Consider the following 19,792-nt stretch of genomic DNA (forward strand, 5'->3'; position numbering starts at 1 on the left):
CCAAGTACCACAAGGAATTTCTGCAAATGTGTAATTAACACTTGCTCTAAATCACTTTCATAAAAGTCATCATTAGGTGTCAGTCCCAGAAATTCCAACACATACGGGTCACGAATAACATCCTCTGGCTTCTTCACTGGCTCCACTGTCTGAATTTCCATTGCAACTTGCTCTTTATTTTTACTGGATAATAACCTTTCATAGAAGAAAGAATTTATCTGGCGCTCAAGCTGTCTGGTACTCCATTGAGATTTTACAGCTTCTTGCATATAAAATTTTCTTGCCTTATCATTTTCCACTTTCATTAAAAGTCTATAATGAGTCCAGCTTAATTCGTCACGCAATGCGTGACCATTTGGAAATATCAAATAAAACTGCCTCATATACTTCAAATTTGTTACTGTAAAACCTTTTCCAAAGTCCTGGGTCATTTGTTTTGATAATTCTTTTAATAATCCTGTACCATACTCTGCTTTTTCATTACCACCTTGCTCTTCAATAATTGACTTTCCTATATTCCAGTAAGCTTCAACCATTGCAAAATTGGCGGTTTGATAAACTTTATTTCTTGCTGAAGATAAAATATTTTTGATTTCATCATAAAACTTTTGATTCATCAAACTGTCTCCTTCTCATTATCCGACTTTATATATTTTAAAACAGTTCCTTTAAAATTATATATCCGCATCATCTTGTTCATAATTATAAAATTTTACAAATTTAGTATAATAAGATTTTATTTCAATAATGAAAGAAGCTGATTCTATCTTACCTTCAAGGAACTTCTTACAAATTTCAGCTATTCCATCTAACACTTCATCTATACACTCATCTTCTACCATCTCAAGTTTTTCAGGAAATACTTCAGCAAATTTTTTGCAATTATGTGAACCATTTACAAAATCATCCATCAGCAAAAAACATTGATGAATATCTTGCATATCAAATATTATATCTGTATTTCCTATGGCATCGACCATTTCCAATCGTTCCACGGAATATTCATTTTCCCCATACAAATATTCTACCTCATCTATTAGTGATTGTGGAACAATACCTTTGCATATTTCTTGAATATATTCATTCACCAAGCCAATATCTAATTCTAAAGGTTCAATTCCATCAAGAAATCTTGTAAAAGAATTACTATCTTCAGAATTTCTAAAATACACTAGCAATTCTTTCAATGCGACTCTTTCGTCCATTTTTTGCCTTTGCAATGAATTTTGCGGATAGTTTGATAAAAAGATTTTCTCTGCTTTTGAACCACTACGTAATTCATAAGTATAAGTTTGATTCTTTGTACAGCCTTCATATACCAACTGGTAGTACTTTTTCGAAAGTCCTCCAATCACCCTACCTAAAAGTTCTTTTACATCATTCGAAATCAAAATTTTATTCGTTATAAAATGGTATTGTAATTTATCTAAAGAAATGTATTTTTTAATAAATTTCGCAAACATTTTTTGCTCTCTGCTATACTGAGATTCTAAATTGAAACGATTATATCTCGCAGATTTATAAAAAATAGTAAGCAATTGCAAAAAATCATTTTCACGAATATTCATTTTCAAATTTGCACTTCTACAAATTCGTTCGTTAAGTGCAATATGACTATGCGTAATTAAACTTTTTTCAAATTCTTCATGTGTATCTAATTCAACTTTTTCCCAAAGTACCAATACAATTTTTTGCAGTCGTTCTATTCCTACAGATACATGATATAATAAAGAAAATAACATTGAATCCTGATTTATCACCTCTATCTGATTGAGCATATGTACCCCATCATAAATAAATTCGCCTGCAATATCTAACTCTGTAACCATATTAAAATTTTTATAGTTCCACAATTTATCAGGAAATAAAGAATTCAAAATGACTCTCCCTCCATTCATCCATAAAACACTAATAATCTATATCTATTTATGTCATCCCAAAATGCTTCAAAGCATCTTTGATTGCTTCCACTTTCTCCGCCGTCGGATGTTTCCTCGGCTGTTTTAATCCCTCTACCGCATTAGGAGCATCGTACATCGGCAAGCCTAAATCCCGTTTTACTTCTGCTATATATGCGGTATGTACTTTAAATCCATATTATGCTTCTATATACTCCTTAATCATTTTGTAGGTAACTCGCTCTTTCGGCTTGTATGCTGCGGCTCTCTTAGCGATATTGTCAAGCGGTACTTTGCCCTCACCCTCGCCAAACTCCACTTTTACGTTGATTACGCTATCAGGTTTTTTGTGGGAAAGCATTACAACCGTCTCCACATGCGGTGGGATAGAGGGTATATACTGCATGGCAAAAGTATAAGCGTATTCTGTCCATAAATCAGAACTTTAATAAATAATGATTTTAGGCCTTTATCAAACAAGTATTTTCTACTGATTAATCAATACCTTTTGGAAATCTTTCTTTCTATCGTATCTACTTTCTGACCTTGACGATAGAATTCAAGATAGATGGAATCACATTGTTTACTTATCTCATAATATACCCCTAGAATATAGCGACAAACATGTTCTGGAAAAGCTTCTCCACCATAACTCCACACACTATTTTTGCTCTGTGTTAAAGCTATAAGTCTCTTTTTATCTGATTCTTTATCCTTCTCCGAACGTGTCGCTTTTTTCATTTCTACTGCAATTAAATTGTCTTGCTCACTAAATGTACCTCTACTATGTAAAATCAAATCACATGTAACGTTAGTAACAACTTCATTTTTATCAATGATTGTTTTAACAAGGCCTCCACGGTTCCTATTATATTCTACATCTACATAATATTCCCGAAATGGAGTGTTACACAAACAGTCATGTACACTGAGCATAAGTGCTCCACAGATAGATCTCTCTGATGAACTCGAATAAAAAAGAGCAGAATTGTTTTTCATCATATTGCCATTTGCAGTTAAAAACAAATCTACTAAATCATTATATACAATTCCCGAATCATACCAATTGCTCTTTGCACAATAATTCTGATATCTATTGCAAATGCAATCCATTTTTTTGAATCGCACCACATTTTCTTTATGTATTCGTGTATTATTTGTTACGATATACCCTGCGTTAATCCAGCTTTTACCTTGAGAGCGGTTTTCATCATTTATCCACCAGGCACTATACTTGTAAGCACTAGGTGGTAAACCCACTCCAATAATTTCTTCAATCTCACTGAATGACAAGCTTATCTTATCAACATTCCGACTATGTAGCCAATCTGTTAATGGAGTATATTTTCCCATGGTATTCCCTCACTTTATCATCTATCTTTGTTATACTTATCTGTGTATGTTCTTAAGTACCTTCCATTTCGTTTCCGGAATCACCTGGAATGAATGCATGTCCCAGCACAAGTCTCCATCCAGAAAAACACTGGCACTCACTGCACTCTGAATCATGGATTGAAATAATTCCTCCACATTCCGGACAAGTATAGTTCTCTTTTTGCTGTACCAAAAATGCCGCCCTTCCCTGTTCTTTTACCATTTTGCTATTTCCCATTATACTTGCATGATAGCGGGTATTATAACTTTTTTCCAACCCTTTTATCTGCTTACAGGGATATTCAGGGCATTCAAAACAATATGTAATCCGCCGCTTCGCCACACAATCTTTAATCTTGCATTTCCTGCAATGCTCTGGTTTTCCCTGGTCACTTTTCAGACAGCCTGCGCATGGATTTTTATGGTAGCAATGTTTATAACAAACCAGGCAGTTCATGCCACAGGGTGCAAACATGTCCGGCTCTATCCTCTCAGGCATTTTCATATCTTGTCAACTCCTATTTTCATATTAGGATTCTGAATATTTATTTTCCAGCTGAAAAAAATAATATCGTACCAGATATGTATGTCTCAATATCAGTAAATCCAGCCAATTCAAACATTATCTTTAATTCCTTTTGACTATATACCTTCACATCACCTGTTTTGTAAAACACAAATACTACCGTGTTGGCAAGCCACCGCACCATAGGAGAAAAGAACGGTTCGGCCATATAAATTCTCCCGTTTTTTGTCAATATTCGCAAACATTCACAGGTAAAATCCTGTGGATTCTCAAAATGATGAAATGCACAGGATACTGTTATAACATCCATACTCTCGTTATCAAAGCCAAGCGTAACGCAGGGCTGCGCTTCGAATACAAAGTCGGGATGTCGCTCCCTTACAACTGCAACCATATTTTCCGAATATCTACACCATAAGCGTTGACTTTCGCTTTTTTAGATAGTTCTCAAAGCAGATACCCATTGCCGCAAGCAATATCCATGATCTTGTCGCCATCTTTGAGCACAACCTTTTTAATTAGTTCCACCTTGTGAGATCTAGTGTAATTGCCCTCCGGGGATGAGTCATATCCCCTCGCCATTCATGAAATATGTCCAATAGGCACATCATCTAATATCCATATTTATCTGCAATAGCTAAATTTTCAAAGAAAAAATCATCATACTCTATCCAATCCCTTTCACAATATTCTTTCCATCTTATTATCAAAAGAATATCCCTCTACTAATTGTTGATATAATATCCCTCTTTGAAATAAACTAATTTTTTCAAAAGTAAGACTCACTTTTGTCCCTCCCCAAATTCAAATTTATTTACTTTTCCATCACATTCTTCTCCTTTAGTAAATTCTAATTCCCACTTAGTTCAGTTTACTATATTTAAGATAAACCGTCCATAATCGGAGCAGATTTTTGGCTCTAAAATAAATGTCTGCAAATAGTTCTGCTGCATAGTATCCACTTTTGCCGAATCGTTAACCTTTTGCCAAATAGTAAGGGTTTTGCCTGATTGTTTACATTATCCGGCAAAACCTTCATTATTAAACTATCCGGCGTTACCCCGTCCCCCTATTTAGAGAAACTTATCCATCTTACAATTTCTAAAAACACAACTCCATTTCCCGTTCAAAACCTCGTAAACGCCCGTAGAATCAAGGTTTCCGCACAAGCAACACGACGGTCTCCACATGCCCAGTCCAAGCAAACATATCCACACCCCAACTCCCCTTACATCCATACCCTTTCTTTGTCAAATACTCTAAATCCCTGCCTAACGTCTCCGGATTACAGGAAACATAAACCACTTTCTCCGGTGCCATCTGCACCATGGAATCCATAAATTGTTCTGTACTTCCGCTTCTTGGCGGATCCATAAATACTACATCAGCTTTTTCGCCCTGTGCTGCCATATCCGCCATGAAATCTCCTGCATCGGCACAATAAAATTTTACATTTTCGATCTCATTGCGCCTGGCATTGGTTATTGCGTCACGGACTGCATCTTTGTTTAACTCCACGCCAATTACCCGCTTTGCTTTTTTGCTTGCAATTAAACCGATTGTTCCAATGCCGCAATATGCATCAATTACCAGTTCCTTTCCTGTGAGGCCCGCTGCATCAATGGCTTTTTTGTACAGAACTTCCGTCTGTACCGGGTTCACCTGATAGAAGGATTTGGAAGAGATACGGAATGTGCAGCCACAGAGTACATCCTCAATGTAGCCTTTTCCAAACAGTGTTTTTTCTTTATCCCCAAGGACTATGCTGGTTCCTCTGGCATTTACATTCTGGATGATGGTTGTAATCTCCGGATGAAGTTTACGAATGGCTCCGACAAAATTGTTTTTGGATGGGAATACAGGAGAGGCTGTCACCAGTACCACCATGATTTCATTCGTGGTAAATCCACGTTTCACAAGCACATGCCTAAGGAGTCCATATCCGGTATCCTCGTCATACGTTCTGATTTTAAATGATTTTAGAAGTCCCCGTATACTTTGAATGATTTCATCGGCTTTTTGGTCTTCTATCATGCAAGATTCTATTGGAACCACATTGTGGGTTCCCGCCTGGTAAACACCACAGATGGGATTTCCTCTTTTATCCCGGTCAAAAACTGCGTGAACTTTATTTCGATAATGATACGGATTTTCCATTCCAATCACAGCATTTACTTTACAGAACTTTCCAATCCACTTTTGAATTTCCTTTTCCTTTAATTTTAACTGCTCCTGGTAAGGAATTCCCTGGTACTGACATCCACCGCATTTTTTAGAAACAGGGCACACAGCCATACCATTTCCTTTTTTCGTATCTTCTTTTTGTCTTTCTGCAAATAGAGTCTTTTTACCATTCTTTTTAGTGTCCCCGTTTAATCTGCCGAATTGTTTATTTCCGGATGCCGCTCCCGGTTTTTTATTTTCCCATTTCCCCGTCACCGCTCCCGGTTTTCTATCTTCTCTTTTATTCCCATCCTGCCCGGATTTCGTCTTTTTATTTTTCCAATCTTCCCTCTTTATTCCTGAACCCTTGTTTCCCTTGATATCATCTATCTCTGCTGCTGTTCTGAATGCCTTACCTTTATTTATCGCCTCGGCCTTCTTCTTCCCTGGCTTGCCTTTATCAAAATCTTTCCGATCCCAATCCTTATTTTGATTATCCTTTCGGCCACCCATCTTTTTCATTTCTCTTCTTTCTGTTCCTGCCTTCACGAATTCACCTGTTATCTTTCTATTATTTTATATTGGTATTTATCATAGTTATTCTTTCTCCACAGCCCCATCATCACAATAAACCGCATACTGATTTTTCCCTCGTCTTTTTGCCTGGTACAACGCAATGTCAGCTTTTTCAAATAATTCATCCCAGTCTTTTCCATGATTTGGATAAAGTGCCACACCGATACTGCAGGTTGCAGCAATTTTTGCTTTTGACGTGATGTCAGCGAAGTCCTGTGACAACTGGTCTGCTTTTTTCATGGCATATTCTTCATTGTAGCAGTCTTTCATGCATACGATAAACTCATCTCCTCCAATTCTTCCAACCACATCGCTTTTGCGGAACAGATTGTGAAGGATTTCTGCCATCATATTCAGAACCCGGTCTCCATTGTGGTGTCCATAGTTGTCGTTGATGCCTTTGAAATTATCGATATCCAGAACAAATAATCCCTGAATATCATTTGGTGCTGATTCCAGATGATCTTCTATCAGTTTTTTGGATACACTCTTGTTATAAAGACCTGTCATCGGATCTTTTTGCACCTTACTTTCTAATTCAATAGAACGGCGCTTGCGTTTGTCAATGTTGTTTATCTTGCAGATTAGACGGCTGATTTCTCCGTTTTCATCTACCATAGAATAGAAACGGATGAGACACCACAGATAAGACCCATCCTCTTTTTTTATTCTACCTTCACACTCTTCATAGGGCTTTTCCCCGCAGAGAACTTTACGGAAATGCTCCTTAATCATGAGCCAGTCTTCTTCAAATACGAAATTTTTACCTTCGTCTTCTTCGATCCCCTGCTCCAGTTTCCTGCCAAACATCTCTTCAAAATTTTGCATCACAAGAATGTGCATATTACGGACATCATATTCCACAAAGCAGGATTCCATCTGGTTTACAATAATTTTATATCGCTGGTTGTTAAATGACAGTTCATCTTCAAATGCTTTATATTCTTCAATGTCTACCAGGATTCCATAGACGTGCAGCTCCCCTTCTTCTTCAAAAATATTGCTGACCTGCTGCACCCAGTAGGCCGGTGTGGAGTGGGAATTTAACCGAAACCTCATTTTAAAGCTTTTTCGTTCCGGCAGATCCGGCAGCATTTTCTCTATTTTATCTAATACCATCTGCCTGTCCGGATCATAAACCATTTCCAGATAGTTGTTGTGGTAATACTCTTTAAACTCTTCTTCCGGACAGCCCAGCATCTGGAACAATCCTTTATTTATAAACGAAAGCTGCATGGTTTTGGGATCATAGCGGAACATTCCTCCGGGTGCATGGCTGGACACGTTCTCCAGTAAATTCGCCAGTTTGCGCATCTGCTTGTTATTGAGATACAGGTAGCACAAAATCCCTCCCATAATGACCAGAAACAATACCACCATTTTAACCATAAAAAACATGCCTGTAACAGTACTTTTAGACGTATATACCCCAAGCTTTGATGCTGATGAAATGTTAAACAGATACCATTTTCCGCCCGGCACAGGTGCATAATTGCAATAGTACAGGGATTCATCCACCTCAAAAGCCAGATTTCCCACCGTGGTTTTCCCCATATTATAATGAATTTGATCTATGTCTTCCTGTGCTGTCTCAGTCCCCAATGCTGCCTTAATATTTTCTCCACACAGTTCTCCGTTCATGGACAGGGCAATAGTTCCATCCCTTTGCACAATATAGGCATTTTCCTGGGCATCCATTCCGGATACATGAAGGAGGCGGTTTAACTGTATATTCTGATAGACGGTACGCAATACCCCCACTGCTTTTCCTTCCCGGTATATGGGCACTGCAAATATAATACTGTACTCGCCAGTTACTTTGGATTTAATCAGGTCAGAAATAACCCTTCCGCCTTTTATGGCGCTTTTAAAATAATCTCGGTCAGCGATGGAGATTTCCTCCATGCCATTTTCATAAGTCCGTCCATCAGAATCAGCTACACCTACCCGGCAATTGTCATGATGATCCCCGAACTGTGCAAGGATGTCCATCAAATCTTCGTTGTCATAATGATCGAATTTGGAAATCGTTGTCGCCAGGGATTCCATATCCGAAAAATGATCATCCAGAATAAACGAGATATTTATGCACTTCTTTTGAATATCCCTTGCTGTAATGTCCATAGAAAGTTTCTGGGAATTATTATTTGTCTGCAATGTAAAGTCCACACAAATTACACCTGCTACTATAGCTGCTATTAATAAGACAAGCACCAGAAAAACCGACCGATATTTTATAATTCTTTTTTTCAATTTCCATCCCCCGGAATAATACCCCGTAGATTTACATTCTCATGTCATTCTATTCAGCGGCCCTTTGTATGAGTATCATCCATATAACATCATTATATAATTTGAGGTAACAAACAGCAAGCGCTTTTTTAGATACAAAGCTGTTTATATGACCAGAATCTATAATAATAGGAAGGAATGGCAACTTTTATATGGATTCCATTCCTTCCTTCATCCAGTTTATTCGTTTATGAATTCAAGAAAACACTCATTAAACCGGTCCAATTCATCATAAAATACCCCATGGGCACTATTTTCCAGTACATATAATTTCGAATTGGCAATCTCCCGATGCTGGTAATCCGTCAGTTCCTTTAATACTACCTGATCCTTGGCGCCTGCAAAAATTGCGGTAGGAACGTGTACTGTTTTCAGATCTTCTCTTCCATCTTCGTCCCGCAATGCATAAGCGGACTGAATAGTTGCAATTCCGGATGCCGACAAAGCAATATCTTCAAACCAGTTCTTCAAAGGCTCGCTGTGGGGGCTTGCAAATAACATCTCATGAGCGAAATCGTGGCATAACTGCGGTCTGTCCGCAGCCGCCTGACAGATAAACTCATCTGCCTTTTCCCGTGGGATCCCATATGGATAGCCTTCCCTCTGTGTCCAGCTTGGCGCTGCAGCTGCAATAAGTATTAATTTGTGAACCCCATATCCCTGATAACAATTCATGTAGCGCAGTGCAATTGCTCCGCCCATAGAAAATCCACATAATATAAAAGATTTCAGGCGCAGCGCTTTTATCACATTATAGATATCTCTTGCCATCTGGTCATAATAGTAACCACATCTTGGAGCATCTGAATTTCCATAACCCCGCAAATCCATCGATACCACGCGGAAACCGCAATTTAGCAGCAATTCCTCCTGATATTCATACATTTTGTGCGACAAAGGCCATCCATGGATGAAAACAATTACCCATTTTCCTTGTGGATTGGGATCATAAACAGCCAATTTCGTACCATCATTCGATTTTACATAAAACATAAACAGTATCCAATCTCTTTTTTACCAGTATATGCAGATGCCGCAAAATCGGGATAGCCTAAAATTTCCTCTATTGACACTATATGGTCAACCCTTGTATAATAAGCTATACAATTTTTAGAAATATACCAAAAAATAAATATTTATGATTTTTTCTGCACATATGCACAAAGAATATCCGGGCTTTCTGGAAATATTTACCAGTTCTGTGTCTAATAATCGATTTTTCAGTTTATTTTCCTCAATTACTGAAAACTCTTTCATTGACTGGCACAGTCCCATTCCCATATATTTCAGATAACTCTCCTTGGCGCACCAAATATCGTAAAATTGGTTTGCGCCTTTTTCAAGAACTGATTCGTATTCCTGCGGATGAAACCAGTGTTTCGCAATATTCATAAAATCAATCGCTCTGTGCTCCTGTAAGTCAAAACCGATAGGTTCTTTATGAAACGCGCACATCCAGTATTCCCCACTGTGGGAAATTGAATAATGGACTTTTCTGTTTTCCGAGAAATATGGCTTTCCATCATTGCCATATTTCTCTGTATAGCAGCTGATTTCCTCTCCAAAGAGCCCCGCAAAATGCCGGGCACAATTTTGAAGACGCCGGCTGCGAAGAGACGGGTCGGTACCTTTACATATGTAAACAAAAACATCATAAAAATTCACCGTATTCATTGACAGTACTCCAATCATGACTACATTCTATTGGATACTTATTTTTATGTCAAGTTCATTGTACGAAAGGAAAAAAAGTGGATAATCATAACTTTGCAGACGATACTACGATAAAATACTTACCTCTATCTTACAGCCAGCAGAATATCTGGAACCTGGAAATGGCGAATCCCGGCGTTCCGATTAACAATATCTGTACCGTATTGCGCATAGAAGGAAACTTTAATGCAGAACTGCTGCAGCAGTGCATTACCTTTGCCTATGAAGCCTTCTCTACGCTGAGAACCCGGATCACCATTCAGGAACATACTCCGCTCCAATATATTGATCCGGAAATACCAAAGACAGCACCTTTTCTGGATTTTTCCAAAACAAACCAGGAGGGTGCATCTATATGGGACGTTTCGGTTGCCAGAGAACATATCACCCTTTGTGACTCGCCGCTTTGTCAGATGATTATATTTAAACTGTCTGAAAATACCGGAGGCATTTTGACAAAGATCCATCATATTATCGCAGATGCATGGTCTCAAACCCTTGTCACAAACCAGATCATCCATAACTATTTTCGTCTGCTCCAGAACGAAGCACCAGATTGCACGGTTATGCCCGAATACGCAGTACATATCCAGACCGAACTGGACTATCTCGCTTCCAAAAGAAGTGACAAAGACCGCGCCTATTGGCAGGATATGCTGACCGATATCCCACCTGCGTTTACAAAAGAATACCAGTATGCCCATATCAGTCCTGTGGGTATCCGTAAGTCTTATTCTCTCTCTAATCGTTCCAACCGAATGATCGGGAGCTTTTGTGCGCAGAATAAGGTGTCTCCTTTTGCTGTCTTTTATATGGTTCTTGCCATTTATTTAAAACGTATCAAAGGCCAGACGCGCTTTTGCATTGGGGTACCAACAGTAAACCGCATCAATTACCAGGAAAAGCAGACTGCCGGCATGTTTGTGAATACCCTGCCTTTCGTAAATGAACTGGATGATACAATTTCCTTTCAGGAATTTAATGAAAAGCTGAAAAATGACTGGTTCAAACTGCTTTATCATCAGCGTTTCCCGTTTAGTGAGATCAAAAAAACAATTTCCGGAAACGAAAGTGATCTGGCAGCCAGCCAGCTGTTCAGCATAGCTCTCTCCTATCAGAACACACAGATCCATCATCTGAGAGGTGCACAGGTGACGCTGGAGGGCCGCTGGCTTTACAGCGGATATCAGGCGGAGTCCCTGTGTGTCCACCTGAGCAGCCGTGATACAGATAACCGATTTCTAGTAGATTACGACTACCTGACGCAGATTTTCTCAGAAGAAGAGATCGATACCCTTCACCGTCATTTAATGCAGATTCTCCATAATGCGCTTATGAATCCGGATGTTCCAATTGCGGATCTTTCTGTGATCAGTGAAGAGGAAGAAGAACACCTGATCTTTGATTTTAACCAGACAGATGCCTGGTACCCAAAGGAAAGTACACTGCGGGATGTCCTTCGTGACAAAGCCGTCTCTGCACCGGACCGTGCGGCAGTCATCTGCAGCGGGCGCCGTACAACTTACGGAGAACTTTACCGGGACGCATTTACCATTGCCCGGAATCTGGTCACTGATGTTTCGGACGGGAATCAGACCATTGCCCTGTTACTGGACCGCAGTGAAGCCTTATTGAAAGCAATGTGTGCAGTTGCCATATCCGGCAATGCCTGGCTGTTATTAGACAGAACCATGCCGGAGAACCGGATTTTGGAGCTTTTATCTGAAAGCGGGGCTGTCTACTGCATCACGGAAGAAGGCGTAGTAATTGGCACTTCCATTCCCTGCGGCAGCATTCAAAGTCTCCTGGTACCTTTAGGGAATCAGACGGCAGATTTCACTCTTGACCAAATGCCGGTCATTACTTCCGACAGCCTGGCTTATCTGGTATATACATCAGGCAGTACGGGGAAGCCAAAAGCTGTCCAGATCTTCCAGTACAGTGTGTTAAACCTGGCTAACAATATGGCTTCCCTCTATCCAAAGGGTGCCGTTCTTTCTATCTGCAATGTGAGTTTTGACGCCTTTTTGCTGGAAAGCATGAGCGCACTGCTAAACGGAAGAACTATTGTATTTACTTCTCACGAAGAGATGAATCATCCTGCTTCACTGGCAAAACTGATCGAGCGTTTTGACGTTGGTTTTCTATCCATGACGCCTTCCAGACTGAAGTCTTATTTAAAAGATCCTGATTTTTTAGGTGCCATGAACCGCATCGAAACCATTGTGTGCGGCGGAGAAAGTCTCTCTCCGGAGATCTACCAGACGCTTCGCTCCTGTACGCTTGCACGGCTTTATAATCAATATGGTCCCTCAGAAGCCACCGTTGCAGTGAGCCACAGTATTGTTTCCGGCAATGAGATGATCACTATCGGAAAACCGATGGCAAACTGCCGTATTTACATCCTGGATGATTCCATGCGCCCGCTTCCCATCGGCTCTGCCGGGGAGTTATATATCGGGGGCTCCTGCCTTGCCGCAGGGTACTTCCAGGCTCCGGAACTTACCGCCCAGAAGTTCGTAGCCGACCCATATCTGCCCGGGGAACGCCTCTACCGGACCGGTGACTTAGGATATTGGAATTCCAGAGGGGAGATTGTCTTCCTGGGACGTATTGACAGTCAGCTGAAGATTCTGGGCCACCGGGTTGAGCCAGCCGAAATTGAAGAACAGCTCCAGAATCATCCGTTAGTTAAAAATGTTGCGGTTCGTGCTTTTGACCAACATTTAATCGCATATTTCACATCAGACCATGAGCTTTTCGGGGAAGATCTGCTGGCATTTGCATCCAGCTACCTCCCCCATTACCTGCTGCCGGTACTAGCTGTGAAGCTGCCTGAAATCCCCCTTACCGCCAACGGTAAAACGGATTATAAAAATCTGCCGAAACCGGAGCTACCAGATGAACACGAAGCTCCTGCTGATGCAATTGAAGAGAAGTTACTTGAGATATGGAGACGCCTTCTGTCTAATGAACAGCTTGGCATTCATACCAACTATTTTCTCTCCGGCGGAGATTCCTTAAATGCAGTAGCCATGCTTACGGAGGTAGAAGCTGCCTTTAAAAAGCTGCCAAAAATCTCCGATCTATATGCAAATAACACCATACGGCGCTTCGGAAACTTTCTGAGGGGAGAACCAGTTGCTGCAACCGGGCGGCAGGAAAAAATACCTCCGGCACCGGAACGCAATACCTATCCACTCACTGCGGCACAAAAGAATTTCTATGTCCTGCAGCAAATAGATCCTACCGGTATCAGCTACCACATGCCCGGTGTATTCCGTGTATCTGCTCCCATTGAAGCAGATCGTCTGGAGACAGCACTGCAGCAGTTAATTACAGATGATGAAATGCTGCGTACCGGATTTGAAATGGAAGGAATGCAGGTAGTATCCCGCATTCACCAGGAAACTGACTTTCATTTGGAACGGGGAAGCCATAACAGTCCTAAGGAAGCACTGGCTGCTTTCATACGGCCATTTGATCTGGCTGTCCCTCCCCTCTTTCGTGTGATGCTGGCTGAAACAGAGACACAGGAGCAGTATCTGCTGTTTGATATGCATCATATTATATCAGATGGTATCAGCAGTGCCCTCACCCTTTCCAGACTGGATCAGTATTACCGCAATGAAGTTAAAGCCCGGACTTCCATACGATACCGGGACTATGCCTGGTGGATGGAGCAGCAGCCAAAAGAGTGGCTCTTAGAACAGCGGGAATATTGGAAAAACCGGCTGCAGGGACCAATCCCCCGGTGGACACTGCCTGCTGACCGCCCACGCCCGAAAGATTTTACAGGGGAAGGCGGAAAAATCTCTTTTAACATGCCGAAAAATATTCTGGCACCTTTTGAAGAATTTTGTAAAATACACCAGGTTACTCCATATATGATGCTGCTTGGCATTTATGCCCTCATGCTTTCCAAATTCAGCCGGAATGAGAACCTGATCATCGGGTCTCCCGTATCCGGAAGACGGCACATGGAATTGGCTGAACTTACCGGAGTCTTTGTAAATACGCTGCCTGTTTTATTAAATCCTTCTTCTGATAAGAATTTTATGGCTTATCTAAAGGAAGTAAAACAGGATGTACTGGATATGCTGGAGCACCAGGATCTTTCATTAGAAGAGATTGTAAATCTGGCACAGGGGGAAGAAAACCGCGGCAGCCAGGCGCTGTACCACGCACTGTTTTCCCTTGCACCTGTGAATCCCTCCCAGTTTATGCTGGGTGATGCCCACCTTGACATGGTACCCGCCGACATTCATGCAGTGAAAATGGAATTACACCTGGAGACGATACATACCGGTGACGAATACCGCTTTACCCTGGAATACGCAAAAGACTTATTTGACCAGAGTACCATGGAATTTTACAGCAGATCATACCTGCATATTTTAGAAACCATGCTGCACCATCCCGAGATGCCTCTTAGTGAAGTGTCTCCCACTGCACCTATTGACCAGCTGCAACTGCTGGAAATACCAAGCCAGATGCGGATGCCTTATGATCCGGCAATGATTGATCAGATGACAGACCGCTATGCACTTCTCTCTCCCCAGAGCAAGGCTGTATGCTGGGGGGATAATTTAAGTTATACATTTGCCCAGTTGAAACAGCGCTCCGACTCCCTGGCCGTTTACCTGATCCGGGAAGGCGTACTCCATGGGGATGTAGTAGCTTTTATGCCAAAACGTGACGGAGATATGCCGGTGACCATGCTGGGTATCTTAAAAGCCGGCGCTGCTTATCTCCCTGTAGATCCTGACTTTCCGGCAGAACGCATTTCCTATATGCTGGAAAATGCTAAGGCAAGACTGCTGTTGCTGGGAGAAGCTGTCACACCGCCCGCCATTTCAGCCTGCCCGGTGCTGCCACTGGACTTTACGCTGGACGGCAATTGGACGCCGGAGCTTAAGAGAACGCCGGAAGACGTGTTAAATGTGATCTATACGTCAGGCTCCACAGGCAAGCCAAAAGGTGTCATGATGGTACACAAGGCTATTTCCAACCTTTCGGGTACCGTAACCCCTCTGCTCGGTGAAAACGGCAGCCCCGTTCTCTGTGCGTCCAACTGTGTTTTTGACGTATTTACAACAGAGACCCTGCTTGCCCTTGCCAACGGCAGATGTATCTCCATCGCAGATGAAGAAGAAATGCTCCTGCCCTGGAAACTTGCTGAGCGGATTCATAAAGACCAGAGCAGAATCATACAAATGACCCCTTCCAGGCTTCAGATGTGTCTGAGTAACACTGCATTTTGTGAGGCTTTAAAAGATACCGAAATCATAATTCTGCTTGGAGAACCCTGGACGCTTTCACTACGAGACCGTATCCGGGAACTGTCTAATGCCCGGATATACAACATTTACGGACCTACGGAAACCTCCGTTCACAACTGCCTGGGGAATGTAACGGATTCGGGTAGCATACATATAGGGAAGCCAATCGGAAATTGCCGTTATTATCTTCTGGATGAAAACAGGCGTCCTCTTCCGCCCACTGCAATAGGTGAAATCTACATTGCAGGAGAATGCCTGGCTGCAGGCTATATTAACCGGGAGGATTTGACAAACCAGGTATTTGTTCCGGATCTGCTCTGCAATAATGAGCGCATGTACAAAACCGGTGACCTTGGCCGGCTTCGCGCAGATGGAAACTGGCAGTGCCTGGGACGTGTTGATAATCAGTTGAAATTAAACGGCCACCGGATTGAACCGGAAGAAATTGCCTCCCAGATCATTCAGTCCCGCTTTGCTTCCGAAGCTGCGGTGGTTCCGGTAAAAAACAATGATCTGGTACAGTCCCTGCGGGGATATCTGGTTCCGGCTAATCAGTATACCGAAGAAAAACTACGGGATTATTTAATGGAACAGCTGCCCGACTATATGATTCCTTCTATGTTTGTACCGGTTAGTGCTCTACCCCGGACAGCCAGCGGTAAGCTGGATATCCGGCAGCTAATGGAAATGGAGCCGCCCAAAGAAAACATACCGCACATCCAGGAGGAGCAGACCCTTGCCAATCCTCAGGAGGCATTGCTTCAGTCTGTCTGGGAAGAAGCGCTGGGAAAAAAGGTGGACTGGAACGTATCCTTTTTTAAGCAGGGGGGAACCTCTCTGACTGCGATTATGGTACTCAGCCAATATTATAAAAACCATATCGATTTTTCCTTAAATGATTTTTATAGCTGCCCCACTCTGTCAAGCCAGGCCCAGAAAATTACCGGAAGGCTTATACCGATTCATGCAGAAGCTGCCGTCACTTTAGAGGCAGATGCCGATTCTCCAAAACTCGCAAGATTTCTGCCGGACAACCACCGAAGCATTCCCAATAGCAGAATTACTCTGCTAACCGGTGCAACCGGATATCTTGGAGCACACCTGCTGTATGAACTGCTTGGAACGGGAATTGAAAAATTAATCTGTCTGGTGCGTACCGGCGGGGAACAAAGGCTGAAAGAAGTAATTTCCAGCTATTTTGGAGAAAGTTTTTCCTCTTTTGTCAGCCGGCGTATTGAAATCCTGGAAGGCGATATTACACTGGAGCACTTTGGCATATCAGATGGGGAATATAATCGTTTGTCAGATACCGCTGATATGGTCATCCACTGTGCCGCAGATGTAAGGCATTATGCCCCGGGTGATGAGCTTGCACATACGAATACCCATGGCACAGAAAATGTCATTGATTTTGCCAGACATGCCAACGCTTCTCTGATACACATTTCTACAATCAGTGTGGCAGGGGAATATATTATGGATGCTCCGGGACTCCCTGTATTTTTCAGCGAACACGATCTGGATATGGGACAGAACTGGATGGATAACCCCTATACGAAGAGTAAAATCCTTGCAGAAGCTCTGGTAGCCGGGGCGATAGAAAATGGACTGAATGCCAGGATCTTCCGGGTGGGCCGCCTGGTTTCCCGGGCAAAAGACGGTGTCTTCCAGCTAAACCCCGACAGCAATGCATTTTACCGTATTATCCGGGGATTGTTAATGTTAAAAAAGATCCCCCGGGAGTTTGACCGTGTATTTATGGAACTGACCAGCGTAGATTTGTGCGCTGAGGCAATTGTGAAATTATTATATCAGCCCGGAACTGCTTTCCATGTGATCAATCCCCAGGAATCTGCTCTGGGTGATATCCTGAAATCCTGCTGTGATATGGAGCTGGCAGACCGGGTAGAATTTGAAGAACTGCTCCGCAGCCAGGCTGCCCAAAACAGCTCTCCATTTATTCAGGCAGTTGCAGAAGCTTATTTTTCCGGCACTGCTTTCCATTCACAGATTCAGATTCAGGCAAGAGATACAGCTTATCAGCTGCAGCATCTGGGATTTACCTGGCCCCGCCCGGATCTCAATAAAATCAGCCGGTGCTTCGACTGCACCCGGAAGGAGGAATAAAATTGCAGGGTATCGCACCTCATATTGTAGACATCGCCATAGCCATCTTGCTTTTTTTCATTGCCAGCTGCATATCAAAGGGGCGTTTAAAACTGATCCAAAAGCTCTATGTGGCTTCCTCCGTTTTTTTGCTTATCTGGATGGTTGCAATTCTTGGGATCCTCTGTATTCCGGATTCCAAAACGAACCTTTTAATGCTGATGGATGCCATAACCTGTTCGGCATGTGCCCTGATGGTCGTATCAACACTTTTGATTTCCATAACCTTTGTAAAGCAGTTTAAACATTTGCCAAAGGCATATTATCTGCTTTACCTGCTTCCTGTATTAACATCACTGGTCGTATTTACGAACCCGTATCATCATCTGTTTTACCGGAACTTCTCCATCTATGTTTCCGAGGTAGAATTTGGACCGCTGTTTATTTTATCGGGAACACAATACTATGTTTATTGTATCGCCTCAATAATCATCAGCCTGCGCTACGGCTTTAAATGCAGGAACAAGGGTATATCCTGGCAGGCCTCCTTATTTGCTGCCGGATTGGGAATCCCGGTCCTTGTTAATCTAATAGCAACCCTGAAGATACTTCCGCTGCCCATAACCGCCACGCCGCTGGCTTTCCTGGTCACGATCGCATTTCATGGCATTGCTATTTATTACCTGAATTTTTTGCAGATCAAGCCAACTGCCCAGGAAAACATATTGAATAATATATCTGACTGCTATGCGGTCATTTCCTCCGATGGTTTTATACTGAATACCAACCAGGCGTTTGAGGAAACCTTTGGGGAATCTTACGGTATGACAGTGGATACTTATCTTCAAAATGCCGTAGATGCCCTGGAAGACCGGAAAAAGGACGTGATCTATAATCTTTTGAATTTTTTTGATATATGTAAACAATCCATCAGCGTTATTTCATATGAGCAGGCTGTATGGCGGGATGACGGAAAATTCTATTATTCTGTGGAGGTATCCCCGATTTTTCAGAAGAACAACATGGTGGGTGTTGTTGCACTGTTAAAAGATGTGACGGAACTAAAAGAAAATATGAAACGGGAACAGCAGAATTTAAGCCGTACCATGGAGCGGGAACGCCTGGCATCTCTCGGGCAGATGATGGGCGGAATATCCCATAATCTGAAAACGCCTATTATGTCTATTTCCGGAAATGTGGAAAGCCTTGGCAATCTGGTTACCGAATACCAGCTGAGTATAGATGATCCGGCAGTAACCCTGGAAGACCACCAGGAAATTGCCCGGGAAATGAAGGAATGGCTGTCAAAAATCCGCGGTTGCTGCAGTTATATGTCTGATATCATAACTACGGTAAAAGGTCTGGCAACCAACATGAATACCTCAGATATTGTGGAATTCTCCCTGGATGAAGTGGTTAAAAAAGTACAGTTGCTGATGAATCACAACCTGGCAAAAAACAAATGCCAGCTGACTATCATAAATAAAGTACCCTCCGATCTTCTATTGAGCGGAGATGTCAATAATCTGGTACAGGTTTTAAATAACCTGATTGATAATGCGGTGTATTCTATGAAAGAAAAAGGAGGAGAAATCATTTTGAATCCTTATCTGGAAGATGATTTTATTATTATTAAAGTAGTGGATCACGGACCGGGCATCTCGCCTGAGGTGAAGAAAAAACTTTTTCACAGTATGATTACAACTAAGGGAGCAAATGGAACCGGTTTGGGCCTGTATAGTTCTGAGGGTCTGATCAGGGGCAAGTTTGGTGGGAGTATGTGGGTAGAGGACAATCCGGCTGGCGGCGCTGTCTTCTATGTTAAAATTCCAGTATCCGCCGAATAAATAAGCAAAAGAGAG

At 42.0% G+C, this 19,792-nt stretch carries 11 protein-coding genes and 2 pseudogenes; 2 read left to right on the forward strand and 11 right to left on the reverse strand.

Annotation, left to right across the window (positions count from 1 at the left end; translation table 11 throughout):
* The 11 genes and pseudogenes from ACH2DQ_RS12915 to ACH2DQ_RS12965 all read right to left on the reverse strand — a co-directional run.
* Positions 1–617, reverse strand: a 617-nt coding sequence (locus tag ACH2DQ_RS12915) for a DUF1016 N-terminal domain-containing protein (protein WP_395026996.1), incomplete at its 3' end; no start/stop codon positions are given.
* A gap of 57 nt (positions 618–674) precedes the next feature.
* Positions 675–1,877: a hypothetical protein gene (locus tag ACH2DQ_RS12920; protein WP_394914973.1), complete on the reverse strand. Its 1,203-nt coding sequence runs from the start codon at positions 1,875–1,877 to the stop codon at positions 675–677.
* A 49-nt stretch (positions 1,878–1,926) separates the two neighbouring features.
* A pseudogene (locus tag ACH2DQ_RS12925) lies at positions 1,927–2,277 on the reverse strand (23S rRNA (uracil-5-)-methyltransferase RumA); the annotation flags it as partial.
* A gap of 119 nt (positions 2,278–2,396) precedes the next feature.
* Positions 2,397–3,251: a hypothetical protein gene (locus ACH2DQ_RS12930; protein WP_394914974.1), complete on the reverse strand. Its 855-nt coding sequence runs from the start codon at positions 3,249–3,251 to the stop codon at positions 2,397–2,399.
* Positions 3,252–3,303: 52 nt separating this feature from the next.
* Positions 3,304–3,777 carry a DUF3795 domain-containing protein gene (locus ACH2DQ_RS12935; RefSeq protein WP_394914975.1) on the reverse strand — a complete coding sequence of 158 codons (474 nt, stop codon included), beginning with the start codon at positions 3,775–3,777 and terminating at the stop codon, positions 3,304–3,306.
* A 40-nt stretch (positions 3,778–3,817) separates the two neighbouring features.
* Positions 3,818–4,006, reverse strand: a complete 189-nt coding sequence (locus ACH2DQ_RS12940) for a hypothetical protein (protein WP_394915009.1) — start codon at positions 4,004–4,006, stop codon at positions 3,818–3,820.
* A 60-nt stretch (positions 4,007–4,066) separates the two neighbouring features.
* Positions 4,067–4,192, reverse strand: a pseudogene (locus ACH2DQ_RS12945) (SAM-dependent methyltransferase); the annotation flags it as partial.
* A gap of 758 nt (positions 4,193–4,950) precedes the next feature.
* Positions 4,951–6,474: a 23S rRNA (uracil(1939)-C(5))-methyltransferase RlmD gene (gene rlmD / locus ACH2DQ_RS12950; protein ID WP_394915007.1), complete on the reverse strand. Its 1,524-nt coding sequence runs from the start codon at positions 6,472–6,474 to the stop codon at positions 4,951–4,953.
* A gap of 84 nt (positions 6,475–6,558) precedes the next feature.
* Entirely contained in the window at positions 6,559–8,790 is a 2,232-nt protein-coding gene (locus ACH2DQ_RS12955; protein WP_394914976.1) for a GGDEF domain-containing protein, read from the reverse strand.
* A gap of 219 nt (positions 8,791–9,009) precedes the next feature.
* Positions 9,010–9,822 (reverse strand): alpha/beta fold hydrolase, encoded by an 813-nt coding sequence (locus ACH2DQ_RS12960; protein WP_394914977.1) that lies wholly within the window; start codon positions 9,820–9,822, stop codon positions 9,010–9,012.
* Between the two features lie 117 nt (positions 9,823–9,939).
* Complete coding sequence (locus ACH2DQ_RS12965; protein ID WP_394914978.1) at positions 9,940–10,503, reverse strand: 4'-phosphopantetheinyl transferase family protein; 564 nt, start codon at positions 10,501–10,503, stop codon at positions 9,940–9,942.
* 77 nt (positions 10,504–10,580) lie between these two features.
* Between ACH2DQ_RS12965 and ACH2DQ_RS12970 the strand changes: the two genes are divergently transcribed.
* Both ACH2DQ_RS12970 and ACH2DQ_RS12975 read left to right on the forward strand, forming a co-directional pair.
* Positions 10,581–17,951 (forward strand): amino acid adenylation domain-containing protein, encoded by a 7,371-nt coding sequence (locus ACH2DQ_RS12970; RefSeq protein ID WP_394914979.1) that lies wholly within the window; start codon positions 10,581–10,583, stop codon positions 17,949–17,951.
* Positions 17,952–17,953: 2 nt separating this feature from the next.
* The gene (locus tag ACH2DQ_RS12975) at positions 17,954–19,777 is read left to right on the forward strand and encodes a histidine kinase N-terminal 7TM domain-containing protein (RefSeq protein WP_395027001.1); all 1,824 of its coding nucleotides are present in this window, start codon (positions 17,954–17,956) and stop codon (positions 19,775–19,777) included.
* Positions 19,778–19,792 lie beyond the last annotated feature (15 nt).

This window comes from Robinsoniella sp. (assembly GCF_034124845.1).

Coding starts and splice junctions, on each gene's coding strand:
- ACH2DQ_RS12930 (WP_394914974.1), bottom strand. CDS start 3,251: ATGGGAAAATATACTCCATTAACAGATTGGCTACATAGTCGGAATGTT.
- ACH2DQ_RS12935 (WP_394914975.1), bottom strand. CDS start 3,777: ATGAAAATGCCTGAGAGGATAGAGCCGGACATGTTTGCACCCTGTGGC.
- ACH2DQ_RS12940 (WP_394915009.1), bottom strand. CDS start 4,006: ATGGCCGAACCGTTCTTTTCTCCTATGGTGCGGTGGCTTGCCAACACG.
- rlmD (WP_394915007.1), bottom strand. CDS start 6,474: ATGGGTGGCCGAAAGGATAATCAAAATAAGGATTGGGATCGGAAAGAT.
- ACH2DQ_RS12960 (WP_394914977.1), bottom strand. CDS start 9,822: ATGTTTTATGTAAAATCGAATGATGGTACGAAATTGGCTGTTTATGAT.
- ACH2DQ_RS12965 (WP_394914978.1), bottom strand. CDS start 10,503: ATGAATACGGTGAATTTTTATGATGTTTTTGTTTACATATGTAAAGGT.